This is a genomic window from Streptomyces sp. GLSS-08 (assembly GCF_056387915.1).
In genome coordinates this window covers 1-24461 of the sequence record NZ_JBWJAQ010000022.1, presented here as the reverse complement: position 1 = coordinate 24461, position 24461 = coordinate 1, and the positions used below count along the sequence as shown (strand labels likewise).

Sequence of the window (24461 nt, the reverse complement as noted above, 5' to 3'; positions counted from 1 at the left end):
TAAACATGCGATTCCCCGGCGATGGCGTGAAGACGCCATGATTGCCGTGTGAGTTTGCTCACTTACTAGTGGGCATATGGCGCGAAGTGGACAGACACCCCTACCCGGCGAAACGGACATTGCTCCACTGAAGCCCGCATTCCGCTCCCGATCATGGCGACTGGGACACCGGGTCCCCCCTATGGACTCGTACGCATATGCCCCATATGAACGGGATCTCTCTGCACGTCTCGTGACGCGCCCCTCACAAGGTGTCACAGTGGTCACAGCCTGGTACTCGGGCCTTGTTGGAGATCCGGCACTGTGCTGGAATTCCACGGACCGCCGCGGGATGGAACCGGCGCGCAGGGGCGCAACGCAGCGCCGAGTGGCGGCGGGAAAGGGGAGCCAGCGCCGGTCACTCACGACCACCAGAGGGGCGCACTGCGCCCTTGAACGACGCCGACACCGTCCCACCGCCTGTGCGGAGGGACGCCTGGTCCAGAGGTTGCGACGCTAGTGCAGGGACGTTTCAAGAGGGATGGCAGCGCTTCGGCGGAGCCGGAGCCGCACGGCGGGACCGACCGCGGTTCCTCGCCCCAGCACGCCCAGAACCCGGGACCGGCAGAGGTCGGCGGTGGCAGCGGTGACCGTTCCGCGCGCTCCGGCGCGAAGGGTGCCGGCACCCCCGCCGCCGCGACGGTGGCGGCCCCGACCGGCCCCGGCTCCCGAATAGCACTGCGCAACTGGCGCATCTCGACCCGTCTGGTCTCGCTGCTCGCCCTCCCCGTGGTCGCCGCGACCTCGCTCGGCGCGCTGCGCATCAACCAGTCCATGGACGACATCCAGCAGCTCGACAACATGCGGCTGCTGACGGAGATGACCAAGCAGGCGACCGAGCTCGCCGTCGCGCTCCAGGACGAGCGCGACCAGTCGGCCGGACCGCTCGCCCACGGCGGCACCGCGGCCGACTTCACCGTCAGGGGCGTCCGCGACAAGACGGACGACGCGAGCAAGGCGTTCCTGCAGGGCACCCAGCAGATCGACGACGCGAGCGGCGAGGGCCAGCTCACGGGCGTCCGCGACAGCATCGTCGGCATCGCGAGCGAACTGGGCGGCCTCAACACCATTCGCAACAACGCCTACAAGGACGCGAAGAACTCCACGCAGACCGTCGAGGCGTACCACCGCCTCATCTCCCAGCTGCTCGACCTCTCCCAGGACATGGCCGAGGCGACCAGCAACCCGGAGATGATCCAGCGCACCCGCGCCCTGTCGGCCTTCTCCTCCGCCAAGGAGTACGCGTCGGTCCAGCGGGCCGTCATCGCGGCGGCGCTGCCCGCGAGCGACAAGACCTTCGGCTCGCTGTCCGCGAACGACCGGCTGTACGCCCTCTCGGCCCAGACCAGCCAGAAGTCCGAGCTGGAGAGCTTCGAGAACATCTACGGCGACGGCGCCGAGGACCTGACGAAGACCATCGACGCGAACAACCCCACGATCAAGTCGGCGGACCGGTACGCGGGCCGCGTGCTGAGCAGCGAAGCCGGCATGCGCTCGCAGGACAAGCGCTCGTACAAGGACTGGATCGACGCCGACTCCAGCAAGATCGAGCTGATGTCGAAGATCGAGCTGACGCTGCTCAACCAGATGGAGCAGAAGGCCCGTGAGCTGCGCAGCGAGTCCGAGCGCGAAGCGATCATCTCCGGTGCGCTGATCCTGCTCGTCCTCGGTGTCTCCCTGGTCGGCGCCTTCGTCGTGGCCCGGTCCATGATCCGCTCGCTGCGCCGGCTGCAGGACACCGCGACCCGGGTCGCCCAGGACCGGCTGCCCGAGCTGGTCAAGCAGCTGTCCGAGTCCGACCCGCAGGACGTCGACACCTCGGTCGAGTCGGTCGGTGTGCACTCCCGGGACGAGATCGGCCAGGTGGCCGCGGCCTTCGACGACGTGCACCGCGAGGCCGTCCGGCTGGCCGCCGAGCAGGCGCTCCTCCGGGGCAACGTCAACGCGATGTTCACCAACCTCTCGCGCCGCTCGCAGGGCCTCATCCAGCGTCAGCTCTCGCTCATCTCCGAGCTGGAGTCCCGCGAGGCCGACCCGGACCAGCTGTCCTCGCTGTTCAAGCTCGACCACCTCGCCACCCGCATGCGCCGTAACGGCGAGAACCTCCTCGTGCTCGCCGGTGAGGAGCCGGGCCGCAGGTGGACGCGTCCGGTCCCGCTGGTCGACGTGCTCCGCGCCGCGGCGTCCGAGGTGGAGCAGTACGAGCGCATCGAACTGTCCTCGGTCCCGACGACCGAGGTCGCCGGCCGGGTCGTCAACGACCTCGTGCACCTGCTCGCCGAGCTGCTGGAGAACGCGACCTCGTTCTCCTCCCCGCAGACCAAGGTCAAGGTCACCGGTCACGCCCTGCCGGACGGCCGCGTGCTGATCGAGATCCACGACACCGGCATCGGCCTCTCGCCCGAGGACCTCGCCGCGATCAACGAGCGGCTCGCCTCGCCGCCCACCGTGGACGTGTCGGTCTCCCGCCGCATGGGTCTGTTCGTGGTCGGCCGCCTGTCGCAGCGTCACGGCATCCGCATCCAGCTGCGCCCCTCCGACTCCGGCGGCACGACGGCCCTCGTCATGCTCCCCGTCGATGTCGCCCAGGGCGGTAAGAAGGTTCCCGGCAAGCCGGGCCAGGGCGCTCCGGTCACCGGTGGTCCGGCCGCCGCGCAGGCCGCCGCAGGCGTCGCCGCGGCCCGCCGCGGCAACGGCCAGGGCGGACCGGCTCTCGGCGGAGGCGCTCCCGCCGCCGGCGGCGGGCTCCTCGGTGCCGCGCCGCAGCGCGGCCAGGTGGGCCCCGGCCAGGGGTCGCGTGCCGCACTGCCCGGCAGCAACCAGGGCACTCGCCCCGGAGCGCCGGGCGGAGCGCGCGGGCCGCAGGGTCCCGCCCTGCCGGCGCAGCACAACCCGGGCAACCCGTCGCAGGGCAGGCCGGCTCCGGCCGGTGCCGGCGCGGGCGGGTACGGCCAGAGCGCGCCGGGCGCCCCGCAGGGCCTCCAGGCCGCCGGGACCGGCGTACCGCAGAACTTCAACGAGGGCACCGGCACCCGCCGGAGCGGCTTCGGCGACGCCGGAACCGGCACGCCTCAGGGCGGCTTCGGCGACGCGGTGCCCGGTGCGCAGCAGGCCGGTCCCGCGGCCGCACCCCCGCAGCAGCCCAAGGAGTCCCGCGGCCGTCGCAGGCCGCAGCTGCCCGGGCGCGGCGGCGGCGCGCGTGCCGAGCTGCCCGGCGGCAACGCCCAGCAGCGGCCGAGCTGGAGCGACGAGAACGCCCAGCCGCCGGTGCCGCGTGCCTCGCTCGACGCCCCGCGCGGACACGAGGAGCCGGACCCGCTGTCCTCGACCTCGCGGCTGCCGCGCGTCGACGACCGTCAGGGCCCGGGCTCGACGTCGGAGATCCCCCGGATCGACGACCGCCAGGGACCCGGGGCCACCTCGGAGTTCGCCCGCCCGGACTACAACGCCCCGCGCCCCGGCGCGGCGGCTGCGCAGAACACCGGGTCGTACGCCCGCCCCGACCTCTACGGCGGCACGAACCCGGCGTCCGCGTCGGCCACGGGACAGTTCCCGGCGCCCGGTTACGGCGCTCAGGACCCGTCGGCCACCGGCCAGTTCCAGCAGCCGCAGGTCAACGGGGCCGGGGGCCCGGCCGACTTCGGCGCGCCCCGTCCGCCCGCCCCGCAGCGTCAGCAGCCGCAGCAGCGTCCCGCGCGTCCGCAGGAGCCCGAGGCCCTGCCGCCGGCGGGTCCGGGCGACGGCCGTACGCCGCTGTACGACACGCTGGAGACCAACTGGTTCCACGGTCAGGCACAGGGCGGCCAGGCACAGCCCGGTCAGCCGCAGGGCAACCAGGCGCAGCCCCAGGGCGGTCTGGTGCCGGGCGGTCAGACCCCCGGCGGTCAGACCCCGGGCGGTCGGCACAACGGCTCCCAGGGTCCCCAGCAGGCTTTCCAGCAGCAGTCGCAGGCACCGGCCGCACCCTCGCGGCCGGGCGGCCCGTCGGCCTCCTCCTCGTGGCGCAGCTCTCCGAACGACGATCTCGTCCGGCAGGCAGAGCGCGTCCGTCAGCCGTCGGCAGGCGGGGTCACCACCTCAGGCCTGCCGCGCCGCGTCCCGCGTGCGAACCTCGTCGCGGGCACGGCTCAGCAGCAACAGCACCAACCCGGTCCGCAGGTATCGCGTGCGCCCGATGACGTACGCGGCCGGCTGACCAATCTCCGACGGGGCATCCAGCAGGGTCGCCAGGCCGGTAGTGGCCAGACCGGCAGCTTCCCCAGCCCCACTCACCAGCAGGAGCACTAGTTGAGCCCGATGAGCCAGGCGGCACAGAATCTGAACTGGTTGATCACCAACTTCGTGGACAACACCCCAGGGGTGTCCCACACCGTCGTCGTGTCCGCCGACGGACTCCTTCTGGCCATGTCCGAAGGCTTCCCGCGCGATCGCGCCGACCAGCTCGCGGCGGTCGCGTCCGGGCTGACCTCGCTCACGGCCGGGGCGTCCCGGATCTTCGAGGGCGGCACGGTGGCCCAGACCGTCGTGGAGATGGAGCGCGGCTTCCTCTTCCTGATGTCCGTCTCGGACGGATCGTCGTTGGCGGTCCTCTCCCACCCCGAGTGCGACATCGGCCTCGTCGGCTACGAGATGGCACTGCTCGTCGACCGCGCTGGCGCCGTGCTCACGCCCGACCTGCGTGCCGAACTACAGGGAAGTCTGCTCCACTGACGGCCCTGGTTCCAGCGAACTCACGCAATCACCGTCCGGCCGACACAATCCCCCCACCGGCCCTTCCCGACGGCACGACTGACCGACTTGCTGTCCCGCCCGGAGGATTCATGACCCCGCCCACCGCCTCTCATGATCCGTACGCAGAGCCGTACGGGGACGAGGGCGACCAGCCGCTGGTACGTCCCTATGCGATGACCGGCGGCCGGACCCGGCCGCGCTACCAGCTCGCCATCGAGGCGCTGATCAGCACCACGGCGGACCCGGCGCAGCTGATGGGGCTGCTCCCCGAGCACCAGCGAATATGCCACCTCTGCCGAGAGGTGAAGTCGGTGGCCGAAGTATCGGCCCTGCTGTCCATGCCTCTGGGTGTGGCCAGGATTCTTGTCGCGGACCTCGCCGAGGCCGGACTCGTCGCCATCCACCAGCCGGGCGGCGACGAGAACAACGGCGGTGCACCGGACGTGACACTGCTCGAAAGGGTGCTCAGTGGACTTCGCAAGCTCTGACGGAGGCCGGACGACCACCTCCGCGAAGATCGTGGTGGCGGGTGGCTTCGGCGTGGGCAAGACCACGTTCGTCGGCGCCGTCTCGGAGATCAACCCGCTGCGCACCGAGGCCGTCATGACGTCCGCCTCGGCGGGCATCGACGACCTCACCCACACCGGAGACAAGACGACGACGACCGTCGCCATGGACTTCGGCCGTATCACCCTGGACCAGGACCTGATCCTGTACCTGTTCGGCACCCCCGGCCAGGACCGGTTCTGGTTCATGTGGGACGACCTCGTCCGCGGCGCCATCGGTGCCGTGGTCCTCGTGGACACCCGCAGGCTCGCCGACTGCTTCCCCGCGGTCGACTACTTCGAGAACTCGGGCCTGCCGTTCGTCATCGCCCTCAACGGCTTCGACGGGCACCAGCCGTACTCGCCCGAAGAGGTGCGCGAGGCGCTCCAGATCGGTCCGGACGCCCCGATCATCACGACGGACGCCCGGCACCGCGCCGACGCGAAGAGTGCGCTGATCACCCTGGTCGAGCACGCGCTCATGGCCCGTCTCCGGTAGGCGCCCGGGAGCACCTCGCAGAATTCGGGAACGCCATACGGCAGTTGTCGTAGATTGGCTGTAGCCGGCTGTGTCCTTCGACACGGCCGGCCTCAGTGTTCATAACGTTTCGACAGAGATATCCGGTCAGACCGCCACGCGTCGCGGTCGCTTGGTGTCGCTGCGCTGATGAGTGCCCCGCCTTTTGGCGGGGCTCGCTCTTTATGACCGTTTTATCTAAGACATACATCACTCGGAATCGTTGGTTCCAAGTGTTTGGAAGAGCGCCGCCTGACGTGCTGGAATGCCTGAACTGCCCAGTAGACAAGGGCGCTGGAGACACCGCGGCACAACGTAGGTGCCGACGCCGAGAGGTTGTTGGTCGAGTGAGGCGAAGCACGAACGGTCCCGAGCCGTCGGCACGGGGCAACTTCACCCCGCCGCCGCGCGGAGCGGCGCCCGCACAAGTGTCCGACCCGGAGCCGATGGCGGCGCCCGCCCCGAGCGGCGGACGTTTCTCCCCGCGCAACTGGCGTGTACCGGCCCGGCTGAACGCGATCCTGCTCATACCCGTGCTGGTCGGCCTGGTCATGGGCGGCTTCCAGGTGAAGGGCTCGATCGACACCTGGCAGGAGGCCGAGGACGCGGAGAAGACCGCACGCCTCGTGCGGGCCTCCCTGACCTACGCCAACCAGCTCATCGAGGAACGCGACATCACCGCGGCCCCGCTGCTGAGCGGCGCCGGGGAGAAGAACGCGACCGTCCGCAAGGCCCGTGCCGCCACCGACAAGGCCGCCGACGCCTTCGACGAGGCCGCCGACAACATGCCGGCCAAGCCGGGCCTCGAGCGTCGCCTCACCCTGTTCCGCAAGGTCGAGCCCGGCCTGATCACGCTGCGCAAGACCGCGTACACGAACAAGCTCTCCGGTGTGAAGACCGAAGAGGGCTACGTCGCGATCCAGCACCCGCTCATGGAGTTCGCCAACGAGCTCGGCCTCGGCACCGGAAACATCACCAGCTACGGCCGGACCGTCTACGCGATCTCGCTCACCAAGGCGGCCCTCTCCCTGCAGCGGTCCATCGGTACGCACCTGCTGGTCAAGCCGGGCCCCGGCACCGGCAGCCTGACCAGCCAGCGCGTCGCCCTCTCCTCGTACGCCTACCTCGAGGGCATCGCCGTCGAGGAGTACATCGGCGGTGGCACCGCGGCCGACGCCGCCAAGCTCGAGACGGCCCGGAAGAAGCTCCAGGCCGACGGCGAGAACCAGGCCAAGGAGGCCGCCGCGGCCGCCCAGGCCAAGGGCGAGACCTACGTACCGCCGCCGTCCGAGCCCAACGCCATGGTCTCCGCGCTCGCGTCCCTGCAGTCCACGGACCCCAGCGAGCGTGCGGCGCTCGCCGCCAAGGGCACCACCACGCAGAACTGGTGGGCGCTCAACACCGCCAAGTTCGACGCCTACCGCACCATCGAGTCCGACCTCGCCGACAAGGCCGTGACCGAGGCCGCCGGTATCGCCGACGACGCCAAGCGGTCCACCTTCATCACCGGTGCGGCCGTCGTCCTCGCCCTGCTCGCCGCGTTCGTCCTGGCCGGCATGGTGGCCCGCCAGATGAGCCGCGCCATGCGCCAGCTGCGCAACGCCGCCTTCACCGTCGCCGAGCAGCGCCTGCCGATGCTGGTCGACCAGCTCTCCCGCACCGACCCCGGCCGCGTCGACACCCGCGTCACGCCCATCCCGATCACCACCACGGACGAGATCGGCGAAGTCGCCCGCGCCTTCGACCAGGTCCACCGTGAGGCCGTCCGGCTCGCCGCCGAGCAGGCCCTCCTGCGGGGCAACATCAACGCGATCTTCACCAACCTGTCGCGCCGCAACCAGTCCCTGATCGAGGGCCAGCTGACCCTGATCACCGACCTGGAGAACAACGAGGCCGACCCGGACCAGCTGGAGAACCTCTTCCGCCTGGACCACCTCGCGACCCGTATGCGCCGCAACGGCGAGAACCTCCTGGTCCTCGCCGGCGAGGAGCCGGGCCGCCGCTGGGACCAGCCGGTGCCGCTCGTCGACGTGCTGCGCGCCGCCTCCTCCGAGGTGGAGCAGTACGAGCGCGTCGAGCTCTCCGGTGTCCCGGAGGCCGAGATCCACGGCCGCGCCGTGACCGACCTCGTGCACCTGCTGGCCGAGCTGCTGGAGAACGCCACGACGTTCTCCTCGCCGCAGACCAAGGTCCGCGTCACCGCGACCCGGCTGCCCGACGGCCGCATCATGGTCGAGATCCACGACAAGGGCATCGGCCTCACCGCCGAGGACTTCGCCGACATCAACCACAAGCTGGCCAACCCGCCGACCGTGGACGTGGCGATATCCCAGCGCATGGGCCTGTTCGTGGTCGGCCGGCTGTCCGACCGGCACGGCATCCGGGTCCAGCTGCGCCCCTCGGGCGAGCAGGCCGGCACCACCTCGCTCGTCATGCTCCCGGACGCGATCACCCACGGTGGCGGTGGCGACCATCAGCTCCAGCGCGACGAGTTCACCGTCTCCCAGATCATCCCGGAGCAGCAGCAGCCGACGTTCCAGGGCGAGGCCTTCCAGGGCCAGCCGATGCGGACGGCCGCCGAGCTCGGCTTCGACGACAGCCGCTACACCGAGGTCCCGGACGACATCCGGGAGCTGGACCCCGTCGGCCGCTCGCTGATGCGCGAGGAGCGCCGTGCGGCCCTGGAGGCCCAGGCACAGGGCCAGGAGGCCATCGAGGCTCCCCGGTACCAGGACGGCTTCGACGCCCAGCAGCACCCGTACGACGCCGGGCAGCCTTCGTACGACAACCAGCCCGGGTACGACAACGGGCAGGGCACGTACGAGGACCAGCAGACGACGTACGAGCAGCAGACGACGTACGAGGGACCGCAGCAGTCCGCGTACGACGAGACGTACTTCCCGTCGAACGGCGGCTATCCGGAACCCGCTTACCAGGAGCCCGCGCAAGAGGAGCGGCCCCCTGCCCGCGGAGCCGCGTCGCCGACCTTCTCCGCCTTCCAGGAGCAGTCCCACCAGGACGACTGGCCGCAGCAGGATGCCTACCAGGGCGGGTATCGGTCTGAGTACGCTCCGGAAACGGAATCGCCGCAGGCCGCTGACGCAGAGCGGGACCGCGTAGGCTTCGAGCGTCCGGGACCGGCCCCCTCCGCCGTCCACGCGCTGACCGACGCCGGGCTTCCCCGCCGCGGATCCACCGCGAACGGAGACGAGGGCCAGCAGCGCGAGGCCCAGGATCCGTCCCCGGCCGCGGCCGGGCAGGGCAAGGACGACTGGCGCTCGTCGAACGACGACCGGTGGCAGCGCGCCGAACAGCTCCGCAAGCCCAAGGCGGGCGGGGTCACGTCCTCCGGTCTGCCCCGGCGGGTACCCAAGGCCAACCTGGTCGAGGGGACCGCGGAATCGACCCCACAGGGCGGCCCTCAGGTCTCCCGCGCCCCCGAGGACGTCCGGGGCAGGCTGAGCAACCTGCGCCGGGGTGTCGAGCGGGGACGCAACGCAGGCAGTGACACGAACGGCCAGGCCACTGGGGATCACCGCAGTGGGCCTGACAGCACCTACAACCAGGAGCGTTAGTGTGAGCCCGATGAGCCAGGCGGCACAGAACCTGAACTGGTTGATCACCAACTTCGTGGACAACACCCCCGGGGTGTCGCACACGGTGGTGGTCTCCGCCGACGGACTCCTTCTGGCCATGTCCGAAGGCTTTCCGCGTGACCGCGCCGACCAGCTGGCCGCCGTCGCGTCCGGACTGACCTCGTTGACCGCGGGCGCCTCCCGCATCTTCGAGGGCGGCAGTGTGAACCAGACAGTTGTGGAGATGGAGCGGGGATTCCTCTTCCTGATGTCCATTTCCGACGGTTCGTCGCTCGCGGTCCTCGCACATCCCGAAGCGGACATCGGTCTCATCGGGTACGAGATGGCGCTTTTGGTGGACCGTGCGGGTACGGTTCTGACCCCTGATCTTCGTGCGGAGCTCCAGGGGAGCCTTCTCAACTAGCAGACAGACCGTGCGTTTTGCCGTCCCGAGGCCATAAGGTTTCGGGACGCGGCTCCACATTGATGGGTGCCCGGCACAGTCGGAGGAGGAGAAAGTGGCAACACCCCCAGGCGGTTCGTCTTCGGGCAACTGGTCCTATGGCCCCGGCCAGGGGCAGGGTCAGGGTGACGGTTCCCAGAACCCGAACCGGTACAACTTCCCCTCCGCGCCGAGCCACCGGCGTCAGCCGTACGCGCCCCAGGGCCCCCAGGGCCCCGGTCCCTCGCCGTACGACCAGCCGCCGGCACCGCGCATCCAGCCCGTGCAGCCGCAGCGGCGCGCCCCCGAACCGGCGCCCGCGGCGTCGAACCCGCTGGTGCGTCCGTACGCGATGACGGGCGGCCGTACCAGGCCCCGCTACCAGCTCGCCATCGAGGCGCTGGTGCACACCACCGCTCAGCCGCACCAGATGCAGGGCCAGTTGCCCGAGCATCAGCGGATCTGCAATCTCTGCCGAGAAATCAAGTCGGTGGCCGAAGTCTCGGCGCTGCTGACGATCCCCCTCGGTGTGGCCAGGATTCTCGTCGCCGACTTGGCGGAGGCGGGCCTGGTCGCCATCCATCAGCCCGGCGGCGACGAGAACGCCGGCGGACAGCCAGACGTGACTTTGCTCGAAAGGGTGCTCAGTGGACTTCGCAAGCTCTAGCGGAGGGCCTTCCCGCTCCACCACGTCCGCGAAGATCGTGGTGGCGGGCGGCTTCGGCGTGGGCAAGACCACGTTCGTCGGCGCCGTCTCGGAGATCAACCCGCTGCGCACCGAGGCCGTCATGACGTCCGCTTCCGCGGGCATCGACGACCTCACCCACACCGGAGACAAGACGACGACGACCGTCGCCATGGACTTCGGCCGTATCACCCTGGACCAGGACCTGATCCTGTACCTGTTCGGCACCCCCGGCCAGGACCGGTTCTGGTTCATGTGGGACGACCTGGTCCGCGGCGCCATCGGTGCCGTGGTCCTCGTGGACACCCGCAGGCTCGCCGACTGCTTCCCCGCGGTCGACTACTTCGAGAACTCGGGCCTGCCGTTCGTCATCGCCCTCAACGGCTTCGACGGCAACCAGCCGTACGGCCCCGACGAGGTCCGGGAAGCGCTCCAGATCGGCCCCGACACCCCGATCATCACGACGGACGCCCGGCACCGCGCCGACGCCAAGTCGACGCTCATCACGCTCGTGGAACACGCGCTGATGGCCCGCCTGCGCTAGGCGCGGCCACAGCACGAAAGAAGGGGCGCCCTCTCCGGCGGAGAGGGCGCCCCTTCTTTCGTGGCCTGATCGGCGGCGGGTACGGCGAAGGGGCCCGTTCCGTGGCGGAACGGGCCCCTTCGGTGTGCTCGGAGCGGAGGCTAGCGCCAGCTGTGCGGGGCGCGGAAGCCGGGCTCGCGCTCCAGACGGCGCCAGCCGGCCCTTCCGCGGCCGCGGTGGAGCGGAGCGGCGGTGGGGGCGGTGGCGGCACGGGCCAGGAGGATCGCCGTCAGGGCGGCCACTTCCTCGGGCTCGGCGTGGCCCTTCTCGACGCGGATGTCAGGGGTACTCATAGGTCTCAGTCTCCGTGAGAGAGGTTTCCGCGGGGGTACCGCGGAGGGTCCGCAGGGTTACTGCGGCGGGTTGCCGTGCTTGCGGGAGGGCAGGTCGGCGTGCTTGCTGTGGAGCATCGCCAGCGAGCGGATGAGCACCTCGCGGGTCTCGGCCGGGTCGATGACGTCGTCGACCAGGCCGCGCTCGGCCGCGTAGTACGGGTGCATGAGCTCGGCCTTGTACTCCTTGACCATGCGGGCCCGCATGGCCTCGGGGTCCTCGGCCTCGGCGATCTGGCGCCGGAAGATGACGTTGGCGGCACCTTCGGCGCCCATCACGGCGATCTCGTTCGTCGGCCAGGCGTAGGTGAGGTCGGCGCCGATGGACTGGGAGTCCATGACGATGTACGCGCCTCCGTAGGCCTTGCGCAGGATCAGTGAGATCCGCGGCACGGTGGCGTTGCAGTAGGCGTACAGCAGCTTCGCGCCGTGCCGGATGATCCCGCCGTGCTCCTGGTCGACGCCCGGGAGGAAGCCGGGGACGTCCAGCAGCGTGATGATCGGGATGTTGAAGGCGTCGCACATCTGGACGAAGCGCGCGGCCTTCTCCGAGGCCTCGATGTCCAGGACGCCGGCGAGGCTCTGCGGCTGGTTGGCGACGATGCCGACGACGCGGCCGTCGAGCCGGGCCAGCGCGCAGATGATGTTGCGGGCCCAGCGCTCGTGGATCTCCAGGTAGTCGCCGTCGTCGACCAGTTCCTCGATGACCTTGGTCATGTCGTACGGACGGTTGCCGTCCGCCGGCACCAGGTCGAGGAGGACCTCGGAACGGCGCTCGGCCGGGTCCTCGGAGGCGGTCGTCGGCGGGTTCTCCCGGTTGTTCTGCGGGAGCATCGACAGCAGGTAGCGCACCTCGGCGAGGCACGTCTCCTCGTCGTCGTAGGCGAAGTGGCACACGCCGGAGGTCTCGGCGTGCACGTCCGCGCCGCCCAGGCCGTTCTGCGTGATCTCCTCGCCGGTGACCGCCTTGACGACGTCCGGGCCGGTGATGAACATCTGCGAGGTCTCGCGGACCATGAACACGAAGTCCGTGAGCGCGGGGCTGTAGGCCGCGCCGCCCGCGCAGGGGCCGAGCATGACGGAGATCTGCGGGATGACCCCGGACGCCCTGGTGTTGCGCTGGAAGATGCCGCCGTAGCCGGCGAGGGCGGAAACGCCCTCCTGGATACGGGCGCCCGCGCCGTCGTTCAGGGACACCAGGGGCGCCCCGGCCGCGATGGCCATGTCCATGATCTTGTGGATCTTGGTGGCGTGGGCCTCGCCCAGCGCGCCGCCGAAGATGCGGAAGTCATGGGCGTAGACGAAGACCGTGCGGCCCTCCACCGTGCCCCAGCCGGTGATGACACCGTCCGTGTACGGCTTGCGGTTCTCCAGGCCGAAGCCGGTCGCCCGGTGCCTGCGCAGCTGTTCGACCTCCTGGAACGACCCGGGGTCGAGCAGCAGCTCGATGCGTTCCCGTGCGGTCAGCTTGCCCTTGGCGTGCTGCGCCTGAGTCGCCTTGTCGCTGGGGCCCCGCAGCGCCTCGGCACGGATCGCGTGCAGTTCGGCCACGCGCCCGCGCGCGTCAGCGGGTTCGCTCCCGGCAGGTCCAGCCTCGTCCAAAACGGTCATGTAGCGACCTTACGAAGTCCGGCAAGGAAAGCGAGCCGTCGACTCCGTACAGTGTCCGGGCTGTTTTCCTGGTACCACTGAACAGAACCCCGGGCTGATGCAGGCAATCCGACTGCTCAGAGGCCCTGCGGCTTGTAGAGGTCGCACAAAGACGTCAGCTGAGAGTCACCTCACATTCGTGGGTGGCGCATACCTCCCCCGGAGTGACACGCAGCCTCAGACGGCGGCCCGTCGCGAGGATCTCGACCGCGGGATCCGCCGTGACGGCCCTGCGGACCGGCCGGTTCCAGACGATCTCCAGGGCGCCGCCGGTGCGCGGCGGCTCGCTCACGCAGAGGGTGGCGGTGCGCCCCCGGCGGCGGACCAGCACGCTCGCGCCCGCCGAGGAGGTCAGCGGGCCCGCCGTACCGGCCGCCCAGAAGTTCGCGGCCGTCAGCCCCAGGGAGCCTACGTGCACGGCCTGGCAGCGGGCGTCGTTGGCGAGGACGGACAGCCACCGCCGGTCGGCGGCGCGGGCCGCGACGGCGCGGCGGGAGGCGCCGGGCATCAGCAGGTACGCGTACGCCGCGTCGACGGGGTCGGCGCCGTGGTCGAGCCAGAGCGTCTGCCAGCGCCGGGTGCGCCGTTCGGTCGTACTCGTGGTGTTGATGTCGGACCAGGCGCCCGTGCGGTCCTCGCGCAGGGTGCGCAGCGCCGCCGTGCCGCCGGGGCCGGGGAAGACCCATCCGCCGTGGCCCTCCAGGTGCGCCCAGCCGCCGCGGACGGTGAACCTCTGCGTTCCGTTCTCCCCCAGGTTCCGGTTGTCCACCACCGTCTCGACCGGGACTCCGTCGGCGGCGGTGATGCCGGCGCCCAGACAGATCAGCGCGTCCGGCACGCAGAACCACGACTTGCGGGCCTCCAGCGTGGAGCCGAGCCCCCTCAGGTGCTGTCCCACGGCGGCGCACTCCCCGTCCGTCGTGCCGCCGACCCAGGTGGCGGCGGGCCGTGCCGCGCCCCACTCACCGCCCTCCTGGTCGGCGAGTGGGGTGGTGGAGACGGTGGTGCCGGGGAGGCGGTACCAGTCCACGGTCGGCCAGTACCAGTCCGTGTACTGGCCCGAGTCGCCCGCCCACCACAGCAGCATTCCGGCGCCGGTGTGCCAGCCGCGCGGATTCTCGCCGTTGCCGCACTCGTAGTGTGCGATGCGGTCCGAGGCCATGGAGAGGTTCGCGGTGAAGCCTGGGCCGCGGTGCACGGCGCGGTCCATGGCGGCGAAGAGCCGGTGGCCCGCGGGTTCGGGGGCGGCGGCCACCGGGGAGTCCGCGACGGCGTGCAGCCGCGCCAGTTCGGCCACGCCGAACTGGGGAGCCGTCAGGACCGGCGACACGGTGTCCCGTTCGATCCAGCCCCTGATCCGTCCGTGCCAGCGCTCCCGTTGCTCCTCGCCCGCGCCGAGCGCGAGCAGGGCGATGGCGGCGATCAGGCCCTGGCCGTGGAAGTGGTCGCTCCGCATGACGTGGCGGTCGTCGCTCCTCAGGTGGCCGCGGCTGATGGCCCGCCCGTTGACGCTGTCCATCACCAGCCCGTCATGGATGAGCGGCGCGTACGCGTGCTCGACGCTGTCCAGCACGATCCGCCTGGCCGGGTCGGTCACCTCCCAGGCGGATCCGGCGAGCAGCGCGAAGAGCCGGCCCAGTCCGTCGAGCATGACCTGCCCGTAGGTCCCCGAGTAGGCCACCCAGGTGTGCTGGACGAACGACCCGTCGGCGTACAGCCCGTCCCCGCGGGTCACGTGCGGGAAGACGGGTGAGAGGGCGTCCCGGGCGAGCGCGATCTTCTCGGGGGACCGGCCGAGGACGCCCCGGAGGGCGACACAGCGGCACAGGTCGACGCGGTTGGCGCCGGTCGAGGTTCCCGCGTAGTCGCGGAGCATCGCGTCCGGGACGAAGTGGTCGACGGCCGCGCAGGCGGCGGCCCGCTGGGCGCCGGTGAGCCGGTCGTGGAGGGCGGCGACGATGTCCATGAGGAGCCGGGGGCTGCCGATCTGCCACTCCCACCAGTTGCCGTACCGGGTGGTCGAGGGGTTGTAGACCGTGGCCATGACGTGGTCGAGGCCGCGCAGGACGTCCGCGAGGAGCGCGTCGTCGCCGGTCGACCCGGTGCCTTCCTGGACGTAGGCCTGGGTCATCGTCCACAGCCTGCCGAAGCTCCGGGTGATACCGGTGGGCGGGTCGAAGGGGTGGCCCGGCCACAGCGAGGCCGGGGCCGGGGCCATGGTCGTACGGAGGGCGCGGGCGAGGTCGCCGGTCTCGCGGAGGCGGGAGGCGTACGGCTCGGCGCGCGGGTCGTAGCCGGCGCCGAGGGCGAGGGACAGCCAGCGCAGGCGGAGGGTGTCGTACGGGTCGTCGGCCGCGGCTGCGGGGGGTGCGGCGGTGACGGTGGCCATGAGCGCGGCCGCGAGCAGGAACGAGCGTCGCGTCGGAGTCATGGTCATGCCGTCTACCACCTCACCCCCCGCAGGGGAACCAGGCGGCGCGGTGCCGGGGTGCGCGTCGGGCGGGAACCGTGCCTTGGGGCTAACAGCCGCCGCAGTTGTAGTACAGGACGTCCCAGTGGTTGCCCTCGTCGGCGTAGACGTTGCCGGAGCCGGACCTGTACTGCGGGGCGCCGTCGCCGCGCAGGCCGATGTAGGTGAAGTTGTTCTTGACGTAGTTGGTGACGCAGGTGGCCTTCGCGAAGTCGAGCTTGTAGCCGTTCCAGTGCGAGTAGGTGCCGCTCGCGTGGCCCGTCTCGGTGCCGCCCGTGATGTTCAGCGCGCAGCCGCTGGCCCCCTTGAGGGTCTGGGCGCCCTGCGCGGTGGCGAGGTTGAGCTGCTCGAAGGACGTGCAGGTGGGGTTGTTCCGGTCCGAGCAGCCGCCCGACGAGGACCAGGTGATGCCGGCCTGGCGGAACATCGAGGTGGCCGTGGCGTGACCGATCTTGGTCACGGCGAAGGCGTCGGAGGCGGTGCCGACGACGGCGACGCCGGGGGCGACGACGAGGGCGAGTGCGGTCAGGGCGGAGCGGATCTTCATGGGGTGTCCTTCCTGCGGATGACCGGTGCTGTGGGGCGGCTGTGCAGGTGGGGCAGGGAGATGGTGCCCGAGGTCTACGCGTGTCCACCAGAGGGCGGACCGTCACAGCTGCGGAAGCCGCTCCGCGGCCGGAGGCAAAACGCGCCGTAACACCATGAACACACTGCGGATGAAGTTGAAAAGCCAACGGAATAGGTCTACGGTCTCCCGTGTTGGCCTAGTTGAAAGTTCAACAGACCCCGTTAGTTGCGGCTTCCGGACGAAACCGCGACCAGTTCTGCAAGGAGCACGTCATGGGAATCTTCGGCCGCAAGAACACCGAGACCCCGGCCGCCGGGACCGCCACGATCACGGCGCCCGCGGCCGACCTGGCCGCACTGACCGGCGACTACACGATCGACCCCGGACATTCGACGATCGGTTTCGTCGCCCGGCACGCGATGGTCACGAACGTCAAGGGCAGCTTCACGGACTTCGAGGGAACGCTGCACCTGGACGGGTCCGACCCGGCGCGGTCCACCGCGTCGCTCGACGTCCGGATGGACAGCGTCAACACCGGCTCCGCCGACCGCGACGGACACCTGAAGAGCGCCGACTTCTTCAAGACCGACGAGTTCCCGGCGATGACCTTCCGGTCCACCGCGGTGGAGTCCCTGGGCGGCGACGACTACCGGATCACCGGTGACCTGTCGATCCTCGGCACCACCCGGCCGGTCGGCATCGACCTGGAGTTCAACGGCGCCGCGAAGGACCCGTTCGGCAACGAGCGCGTGGGATTCGAGGGCACGTCGGAGATCCTGCGCTCCGAGTTCGGTCTCACCTGGAACGCGGCCCTGGAGACGGGCGGCGTGCTGGTCTCGGACAGGATCAAGCTGAACTTCGACATCTCCGCGATCAGGAAGACCGGCTGAGCCCCGAGGCTCACCTCGGAACGCGCCCGCCCTCGTTACTCCCCCGTACACGGAGGGCGGGCGCTCCTTCATGCCCGGCTGTCGTCACTGCCGCGCACCCGTCCCGGGGCCTCAGAAGCCGCCGCCGCCGAAGTCCCCTCCCCCACCGCCGCCGAAGTCGCCGCCGCCCCCGCCGTCCCCGAAACCGCCGCCGAAGTCACCGGGGTCGAAGTTGGAGCCCGAGACGTCGCCGCCGTCGTAACCGCCGGCGCCGAAGTCGCCGTAGCCGGAGCCGTAGTCGGACGCGTACGACGGGGTGGCCATCGCGCCGCCCAGCATCGTGCCGATCAGCAGGCCCGGGAGGATGCCGCCGCCGAAGTAACCTCCGGCCCAGGGGCCGTAGGCCGGTCCGGCGTCCCAGTACGGACGGCGGCCGTACGCGGTCTCGACCTCTCGGACCGCCGGATCGACGCCGTCTGCCAGGCGGGCCCGGTCCGCCGCGCAGACCGGCACCTCGCGGGGCGCGCCGCCCGACGGGGTCCAGGGCGCGTCGGCGACCGAAGGACCGTGGCGGGGATCGAAGAAGCAGGGTGCCCGGCGCTCCGGGAGCGGCCCTCCCTCACGGCGCGCGGCGAGCACCGCGAGCGAGAAGCGGCCGTCCTGAAGGGATTCGGTGACCGGCCGCACGTCCTCCGGCCGCCGCGCCGCGGCCATCGCCGACTTCGCCCGCTCGTAGGCGTCCAGCGCGTGCTCGTAGTCCGCGCGCATCGCGTCGTCCGCGCCCGGCTCGGCCGGGTGGAAGTCGAGCCGGTCCAGCTCCTCGCCGAAGGCGGTGATGTCCTCGTCGACGACCACCCGGAGCCGGTCGAGGGCGGCCCGCTGCTCCTCCTCCTTGCGGTGCCGGTTGCGCCGGACCAGCGTGTAGGCGCCCGCTGCGCCGACGACGGCCACCGCGCCGACCGTGATCAGCCCGCCGGCCGGGACACCGCCCCCGGCGCCCGAGTCCCAGCTCCCGGGCGCCGAACCGCCGATGGCGGTCACGGCACGGTCCGTGAAGTCGTTCAGCTGGGTGGCGGTGCCCTCGTCCCGGACGCTGGTGACGAGGTTCTGCACGGCCGTGCGGGACAGCACCGAGGAGTCGGCCCGCGCGTCGAACCGGTCGCCCAGCCGGATCGCGTAGAGACCCGTGACGCCGGTGGCGGTGCGCAGGTTCTGGAAGAGGTCCTGTGTCGGGAAGTCCGCGGGCAGCACGGCCACGAAGACGGGCTTGTCGGCCTTCTCGATCTTCGCGGCGAGGGCGTCGGCGTCCGCCTCGGACAGCTGGTCGGAGGCGGCCGGGTCCACATACACCGGGCTCTCGCGCAGTGCCGCCGCGACCGTCGAGACGTCGGTGGCCGCGCGGGCCGGGGGTGCTCCGGCCGCAAGGACGGCCAGCGCGGCGAGGACGAGCGCGATCAGCAGACCGGGGAAGCCCCGGGTCAGTGCGGCCTTCATATCTTCGAAGCTACCTGACGGGTCCCGAAAGCGGGCACCGGTGCCCGGGCCCGCACACGTTCGCGGGCTTTGCCGTGGATCCCCGCGCGCACCTGCCGGAGGGGCCGCACGGCGGCCCCTCCGGCGTTTGGGTGCAGGTCAGGCGGACTTGTACGCCGCCGTCAGCCTGGCGACCGCCTCCTTGTAGCGGCCGGTCAGCAGGAGGTGGTCGGCGTCGGCGAAGGGCTTCGCCGTCATGGCCGTGATGTCCGTGCCGATCTCCTGCTGGACCAGCAGCCGCGCCCTGGTCACGGCGGCGCGTCCGACCGCGTCGGCGCCGGTCCGCTCCGCCGCCGCGGCCTTCAGGGCCAGGACCTTCAGGGCTGCCGCGCCACCTCGCGGGACCTTGGTCAGCGTCGTCAGACCCCAGCCGTACGGGAACTGCGGGTCGTACGTGGAGTCGCCGACGTTGATCGGCAGCTGGGCCCCGGACTTCGGCCAGGTGACGGGGAGCTGCCCGGTGAAGGCCCGCTTCCCGTACAGGACGTCGGCCACGCCGTCGCCCTCCGTGCCCGGCAGCCAGGACGCCACCAGGGCGTCGATGTCACCGAGGCGGTCGCCGATCAGCTGGGGCCGGCCGGAGACGATCAGCACCGCGCACTTCATGGCGCCGCACACCTTGTCGACGGCCGCCTTGTCGGCGGCGGTCAGCTCCAGGTCGTTGCCGTTGCCGACGTCACCGACCCCTTCGGCGTACGGGGTCTCGCCGACGACGACCACACCCACGTCGTACCCGCCGGTCGGGGCCGAGGCGTCCCTGGAGTAGTCGACGGTCGCCCCGGGAGCGGCCTTCCTCAGACCCTGGAGGACGGTGGTGCCGTCCGTGATCTTCCCGGACGCGCCCTGCCAGGTGATGGTCCAGCCGCCGGTCTGGTTGCCGATGTCGTCGGCGTTGGAACCGGCGACGTAGACCTTCTGGGACTTCTTCAGGGGCAGCACTCCGCCCGCGTTCTTCAGCAGCACCTGGGACTCGGCCGCCGCCCGGCGGGCCACGGCGCGGTGTGCGGCCGAACCGATGCGCGACGCCCCGCTGGTGTCCGCGTACGGCTTCTCGAAGAGGCCGAGCCTGAACTTCTGCGTCAGGATGCGGGCGACGGCGTCGTCGACCCGGCGCTCACTGATCCGGCCGGCCCTCACCTCGTCGACCAGGGTCGTACGGAAGTTCTTGTACTCGTACGGGACCATGATCATGTCGAGGCCCGCGTTGACGGAGGTGCGGACGTCGGAGGCGTAGTCGCCGGGGATCTGGTCGATGGCCGCCCAGTCGCTGACGACGAACCCGTCGAAGCCCATGCGGTCCTTCAGGACCCCGTTGATCATTTCCGCGTCGGCGTGCATCTTCACCGGGCCCGCGTCGTCGCCGAGGATGTCGAGCGAGGAGTAGGACGGCATGACCGTGCCGACGCCGCGGTCCACGGCGGTCCGGAACGGCGCGAGGTGCACCGCCTCCAGCTCCTGGCGGGTGACCTTCGTGACGCCCTGGTCGATGGTGTACGAGCCGGTGGTGGACGAGCCGTACGCGGTGCCGCCGTCGCCGGCGAAGTGCTTGGCGGTCGCCAGCACCCGGTCGTCGTCCTTCAGGTCCCTCCCGTCGCGGGCCCCTTGGAGACCCTGGATGACCGTCTCCATGGACTGGACGAGCGCCGGGTCCTCACCGAAGGACTCGTAGGACCGTCCCCACCGCTCGTCCCGCGTCACGCACAGGCAGGGGGCGAAGTCCCACGGGATGCCGGTGGCCCGCACCTCGGCCGCGGTCACCTCGCCGGTCTTCCGCGCGAGGTGGGGATCCCGGGTGGCGCCGATGCCGATGTTGTGCGGCATGACGGTCGAGCCGATGAGGTTGTTGTGGCCGTGCACCGCGTCCACCCCGTAGATCAGCGGGATCTGGAACCGCGTTGCCTGCGCCCTGAGCTGGAAGGAGTCGATCATCCGCGACCACGCCTCGGGCACGTTCGGGGTCGGGGTCGAGCCGCCGCCGGAGAGCAGTGAGCCGAGGTCGTACGCGGCGATGTCGCCCGGCGCGGTGAGCGCGCCACGCTCCGCCTGGGTCATCTGACCGGCCTTCTCCGCCAGGGACAGCCGCGACACTAGGTCGGCGACCCGCTTCCTCACCGGGAGCTTCGCGTCCAGGTACGGCAGGCCGTGGGCGTCCACGACGACCTGCGGGTTCTCGGCGGGGGCCTTGGCTCCGGTGACCGTGAGCCTGAGCGGAATGCTCTCGGCGCTCTCGGCGGACCGGTCCCGGAGCGTGGGGATGCGCACCGTGCGCGAGGTGCCGGAGGCGGTGCCCGCGGGGAAGGTGAGTTCGCCCTCGACCCGGGTGTAGTCCCGGCCGGCCTCGGCGGTGCCGCCGGCCGTCTCGTAGGCGACGGTGACCGGCTCGTCTACGGGGACGGAGCCGGTGGTGGCGACGGAGATCTTCACGGCGGCCGTGCCGCCCTCCTTCACCGGATGGACGGCGGCGTCGGTGACGACGCTCGCCCGCAGGGACTGGGCGCCCCTGCCGTACAGCTCGACGCCGTCCAGGGCGAAGTCGCCCCTGACGCCGGTCGGCAGTGTGAGCGCGTACCCCCACATGGCGGTCAGGCCGAGGACCTGGTCGATGCCGCCGACGGGCTGGTAGTCCGTGCGATAGGTGAAGTCGGTGAAGGGGATCTCGATCTGCTTCCAGCCGGTGAAGTCGTCCGTGAAGGACGTCGTCCACAGCTCGGAGGCCTCGCCGTTGGCGCCGCCGTCCTTGATCTCGAAACTGATCTTCCTGGCGGTGTTCCCGCCCTCCCACCAGAAGCGGATGCCCCGGTGCGCGGACCAGTCGTGGGCCGGGCGGTCGAAGGCGAAGTCGTGGGTGAAGCCGCCGTATCCGCTGATGTCGTAGCCGCCGGTGAGGACCTTGTCGCCCTGGGGGGCGTCGTCGCGGGCGGTCAGGGCCAGCCGGGGCGGGTCGTCGGCGTCGCCGCCCCAGGGGAAGATGCCCTCGGCGGGCGGATTCGCGAACGGGACCTCGCCCTCGAAGGTGTCGACGGGCACGGGAGCCGGCTCGTCGGCGCCCGCGGCCGCGCCCGCCGCGGTGAGCGGGAGCAGACCGGTGAGCAGAGCGGCGCAGGCGAGCAGGGCGGTTCTTCGCACGGACATCCGGTCGAGCCTTCCCATGGGCTTCCTCTCGGCTCTCGCGTTCCTCGGAGACGATCAAGTTCCTCTTACGGCTTAGATCACGGCGTGAGTTAACTGGCGTCACGCCGAGCCGTCAAGACTTCACGCCAGAACCGGTACACAGTCAATTCCCGGCGAAATCAGGGCGGTTGTCGGTTCGGCTTATGAACACGCGACCCCTTGACGGGTACCGGAAGCCGTCATTTACTCACCGGTCGCACGCCCCACTCCCCCACCCAGAAGGGCGGCGCACCATGAGACGCGCACATTCCACGAGGAGTCGCGGCCGGGCGGCCCGGCTGTTCGTCGCGGGACTGCTCACCACGGCGGGCCTGACCGCCGTCGCCGCCGCGCCCGCGCACGCGGCCGGCGAACAGATCACGGCCTACCTCACCACCACGGACGACGAGGGTGGCCGCCATGTCGTCCGCGGCTTGCAGGCGCAAACACCGTTCGCCTTCCAGTCCGGCAGCGGCGGAAGCGGCGAGAACATCACCGTGGACGAGAACACCCGCTACCAGACGTTCACCGGCGGGGGCGCCTCCTTCACGGACACGGCGGCCTGGCTGATGAACGGCAGCGGGGCGCTGACGCAGTCCACCCGGGACGCGACGATGCGCAAGCTGTTCTCCCCCGCGGACGGCATCGGGCTGTCCTTCCTGCGCAACCCGATGGGCGGCTCGGACCTCGCCCGCTACGGCTACACCTACGACGACATGCCGTCCGGGCAGACCGACGCGGACCTCTCCGAGTTCTCGATCGCACACGACCTGGCCGATGTCGTGCCGCTGACGAAGGAGGCTCGCCGGCTCAATCCGGCGCTGACCGTGATGGCCTCGCCGTGGACCGCGCCGGCCTGGATGAAGGACAACGGGCAGCTCAACGGCGGGTGGCTCAGGGCGGAGAACTACGGCGCCTACGCCTCGTACTTCGTGAAGTACCTCCAGGCGTACCGCGACCAGGGGATCCCCGTCTCCTACGTCACCGCGCAGAACGAGCCGACCTGCTGCGCCGGTTACCCGTCGATGAGCTGGAACGCCTCCGGGCTCGCCTACTTCACCAAGAGCGAGCTGCTGCCCAAACTCCAGGCGGCGGGGCTGTCGACGAAGGTGCTGGCGCACGACTGGAACTGGGACGTGTACGACGCCTACGCCGCCCAGACCGTCGACGACGCGGCGGTGCGCGCCCACCCGAACTTCGGCGGGATCGCCTGGCACGGTTACGGCGGTGACGTCGCCAGGCAGACGAGCGTGCACAGCCAGTACCCGTCCCTGGACGCCTTCGGCACCGAGCACTCGGGCGGCACCTGGGTCGCCGACCAGCAGCGCGAGGACATGCTCGACATCGTCAACTACACGCGGAACTGGGCGAAGTCGGTGACCAAGTGGTCGCTGGCGGTGGACCAGAACCGGGGTCCGCACAACGGTGGCTGCGGCACCTGCTCCGGGCTGATCACCGTCCACAACGGCGACGGGCGGAGCGGGCAGGTCGACTACACCGTCGAGTACTACACGATGGGCCACCTCACGAAGTTCGTCCGGCCGGGCGCCCAGCGGATCGCGTCGACGGCGAGTTCGTCCGTGCCGAACGTGGCCTGGCGCAACCCCGACGGCTCGAAGGCGCTGATCGCTTACAACGACGCGTCGTCCGCGAAGACGGTGACGCTCGGCTGGGGCTCGCAGCACGCCACGTACTCGCTGCCCGGCAAGACCTCGGCGACCTTCACCTGGTCCGGCACGCAGGCCGGGGGCGGGGACCCGGCCGGGGCGTTCGTGGGGCTCGCGGGCAAGTGCCTGGACGTGGCGGGCGGTTCGTCCGCGAACGGCACCGCCGTCCAGCTCCACGACTGCAACGGCTCCGCCGCCCAGCGCTGGACCGTGCGGACGGACGGCGCGGTCCAGGCGCTCGGCAAGTGCCTTGACGTCACCTCGGCGTCCACCGCCGACGGCGCGAAGGTGCAGCTGTACGACTGCAACGGCACGGCGGCCCAGCGCTGGTCGTACAACGCCTCCACCGGCGACGTGGTGAACACGGCGGCGGACAGGTGCCTCGACGTGACGGACGCTTCCACGGCGAACGGGACGAGAATCCAGATCTGGAGCTGCACGGGCGCGACGAACCAGAAGTGGCGTCTGCAGTAACGGGTGCCGCTGAGCGCCCCCTGCCGGACGGGCCGGCCACCTCGGCCCGTCCGGCACCCGGCCTACGCCGCCGGTTCCACTCCCGCACGGAGGAGACCGTAGGTGTACGCGTCCTCCAGGGCCTGCCAGGACGCGGCGATCACGTTCTCGGCGACGCCGACCGTGGACCACTCCCCGGTGCCGTCGGACGTGGAGATCAGGACGCGGGTCGTGGAGGACGTGCCGTGCTTGCCCTCCAGGATGCGCACCTTGTAGTCGACGAGCTCCAGCTTGGCGAGCTGGGGGTAGATCTTCTCCAGGGCGACGCGCAGGGCCCGGTCCAGGGCGTGGACCGGGCCGTTGCCCTCGGCGGTGGCCACGATCCGCTCGCCCTTGGCGAAGAGCTTCACGGTCGCCTCGTTCGCGTGGCTGCCGTCGGGGCGGTCCTCGACGATCGCCCGCCAGGACTCGACCTGGAAGTACTCACGGGGCCTGCCCTCGGCCTCCTCGCGCAGCAACAGCTCGAAGGAGGCGTCGGCGGCCTCGTAGGTGTAGCCCTTCAGTTCGCGTTCCTTGACCCGTTCGACGACGCGGGCGACCAGTTCGCGGTCGCCGCCGAGGTCGACGCCCAGTTCCCTGCCCTTGAGCTCGA

17 protein-coding genes are annotated in these 24461 nt (G+C 70.9%); 10 read left to right on the top strand and 7 right to left on the bottom strand.

Features of this window, described 5'->3' with window-relative positions; genetic code table 11:
* Positions 1–498: 498 nt before the first annotated feature.
* The 8 genes from AC0ZLC_RS29140 to AC0ZLC_RS29105 all read left to right on the top strand — a co-directional run bounded on the left by AC0ZLC_RS29140 (position 499) and on the right by AC0ZLC_RS29105 (position 11078).
* Complete coding sequence (locus AC0ZLC_RS29140) at positions 499–4326, top strand: sensor histidine kinase (RefSeq protein ID WP_476754933.1); 3828 nt, start codon at positions 499–501, stop codon at positions 4324–4326.
* Between the two features lie 9 nt (positions 4327–4335).
* Positions 4336–4749 (top strand): roadblock/LC7 domain-containing protein, encoded by a 414-nt coding sequence (locus AC0ZLC_RS29135; RefSeq protein WP_010984127.1) that lies wholly within the window; start codon positions 4336–4338, stop codon positions 4747–4749.
* Positions 4750–4859: 110 nt separating this feature from the next.
* On the top strand, positions 4860–5258 hold the full coding sequence (locus tag AC0ZLC_RS29130) for a DUF742 domain-containing protein (RefSeq protein ID WP_059131717.1): 399 nt from the start codon (positions 4860–4862) through the stop codon (positions 5256–5258).
* On the top strand, positions 5239–5814 hold the full coding sequence (locus tag AC0ZLC_RS29125; protein WP_358855758.1) for a GTP-binding protein: 576 nt from the start codon (positions 5239–5241) through the stop codon (positions 5812–5814). The genes AC0ZLC_RS29130 and AC0ZLC_RS29125 overlap by 20 nt, the downstream gene beginning before the upstream one ends.
* A 365-nt stretch (positions 5815–6179) precedes the next feature.
* On the top strand, positions 6180–9407 hold the full coding sequence (locus AC0ZLC_RS29120) for a nitrate- and nitrite sensing domain-containing protein (RefSeq protein WP_476754932.1): 3228 nt from the start codon (positions 6180–6182) through the stop codon (positions 9405–9407).
* A gap of 10 nt (positions 9408–9417) precedes the next feature.
* Entirely contained in the window at positions 9418–9831 is a 414-nt protein-coding gene (locus AC0ZLC_RS29115; protein ID WP_030948713.1) for a roadblock/LC7 domain-containing protein, read from the top strand.
* Between the two features lie 94 nt (positions 9832–9925).
* The gene (locus AC0ZLC_RS29110) at positions 9926–10516 is read left to right on the top strand and encodes a DUF742 domain-containing protein (protein ID WP_358855760.1); all 591 of its coding nucleotides are present in this window, start codon (positions 9926–9928) and stop codon (positions 10514–10516) included.
* Positions 10497–11078, top strand: a complete 582-nt coding sequence (locus AC0ZLC_RS29105) for a GTP-binding protein (protein ID WP_121406158.1) — start codon at positions 10497–10499, stop codon at positions 11076–11078. The genes AC0ZLC_RS29110 and AC0ZLC_RS29105 overlap by 20 nt, the downstream gene beginning before the upstream one ends.
* 140 nt (positions 11079–11218) lie before the next feature.
* Here AC0ZLC_RS29105 and AC0ZLC_RS29100 read toward each other — a convergent pair whose 3' ends face one another.
* The 4 genes from AC0ZLC_RS29100 to AC0ZLC_RS29085 form a co-directional block, all read right to left on the bottom strand.
* A complete protein-coding gene (locus AC0ZLC_RS29100) occupies positions 11219–11410 on the bottom strand; it encodes an acyl-CoA carboxylase subunit epsilon (RefSeq protein ID WP_476754931.1) in 192 nt (63 codons plus the stop codon).
* A 57-nt stretch (positions 11411–11467) separates the two neighbouring features.
* On the bottom strand, positions 11468–13060 hold the full coding sequence (locus AC0ZLC_RS29095) for an acyl-CoA carboxylase subunit beta (RefSeq protein ID WP_476754930.1): 1593 nt from the start codon (positions 13058–13060) through the stop codon (positions 11468–11470).
* Positions 13061–13214: 154 nt separating this feature from the next.
* Complete coding sequence (locus AC0ZLC_RS29090) at positions 13215–15536, bottom strand: polysaccharide lyase 8 family protein (RefSeq protein WP_476754929.1); 2322 nt, start codon at positions 15534–15536, stop codon at positions 13215–13217.
* 82 nt (positions 15537–15618) lie between these two features.
* Positions 15619–16116 carry a hypothetical protein gene (locus AC0ZLC_RS29085; protein ID WP_476754928.1) on the bottom strand — a complete coding sequence of 166 codons (498 nt, stop codon included), beginning with the start codon at positions 16114–16116 and terminating at the stop codon, positions 15619–15621.
* 293 nt (positions 16117–16409) lie between these two features.
* Here AC0ZLC_RS29085 and AC0ZLC_RS29080 point away from each other — a divergent pair, with 293 nt between their 5' ends.
* Entirely contained in the window at positions 16410–17027 is a 618-nt protein-coding gene (locus AC0ZLC_RS29080; protein WP_476754927.1) for a YceI family protein, read from the top strand.
* Positions 17028–17138: 111 nt separating this feature from the next.
* Here the strand turns inward: AC0ZLC_RS29080 and AC0ZLC_RS29075 are convergent, their stop codons facing one another.
* Together AC0ZLC_RS29075 and AC0ZLC_RS29070 are read right to left on the bottom strand one after the other, a co-directional pair.
* On the bottom strand, positions 17139–18500 hold the full coding sequence (locus tag AC0ZLC_RS29075; protein WP_476754926.1) for a hypothetical protein: 1362 nt from the start codon (positions 18498–18500) through the stop codon (positions 17139–17141).
* 138 nt (positions 18501–18638) lie between these two features.
* Entirely contained in the window at positions 18639–21665 is a 3027-nt protein-coding gene (locus tag AC0ZLC_RS29070; RefSeq protein WP_476754995.1) for a glycoside hydrolase family 3 protein, read from the bottom strand.
* 278 nt (positions 21666–21943) lie between these two features.
* Here AC0ZLC_RS29070 and AC0ZLC_RS29065 point away from each other — a divergent pair, with 278 nt between their 5' ends.
* Positions 21944–23830, top strand: a complete 1887-nt coding sequence (locus AC0ZLC_RS29065; protein WP_476754925.1) for a ricin-type beta-trefoil lectin domain protein — start codon at positions 21944–21946, stop codon at positions 23828–23830.
* A 62-nt stretch (positions 23831–23892) separates the two neighbouring features.
* Here the strand turns inward: AC0ZLC_RS29065 and AC0ZLC_RS29060 are convergent.
* The coding region (locus AC0ZLC_RS29060; RefSeq protein WP_476754924.1) for an alpha-isopropylmalate synthase regulatory domain-containing protein at positions 23893–24461 on the bottom strand (569 nt) is incomplete at its 5' end.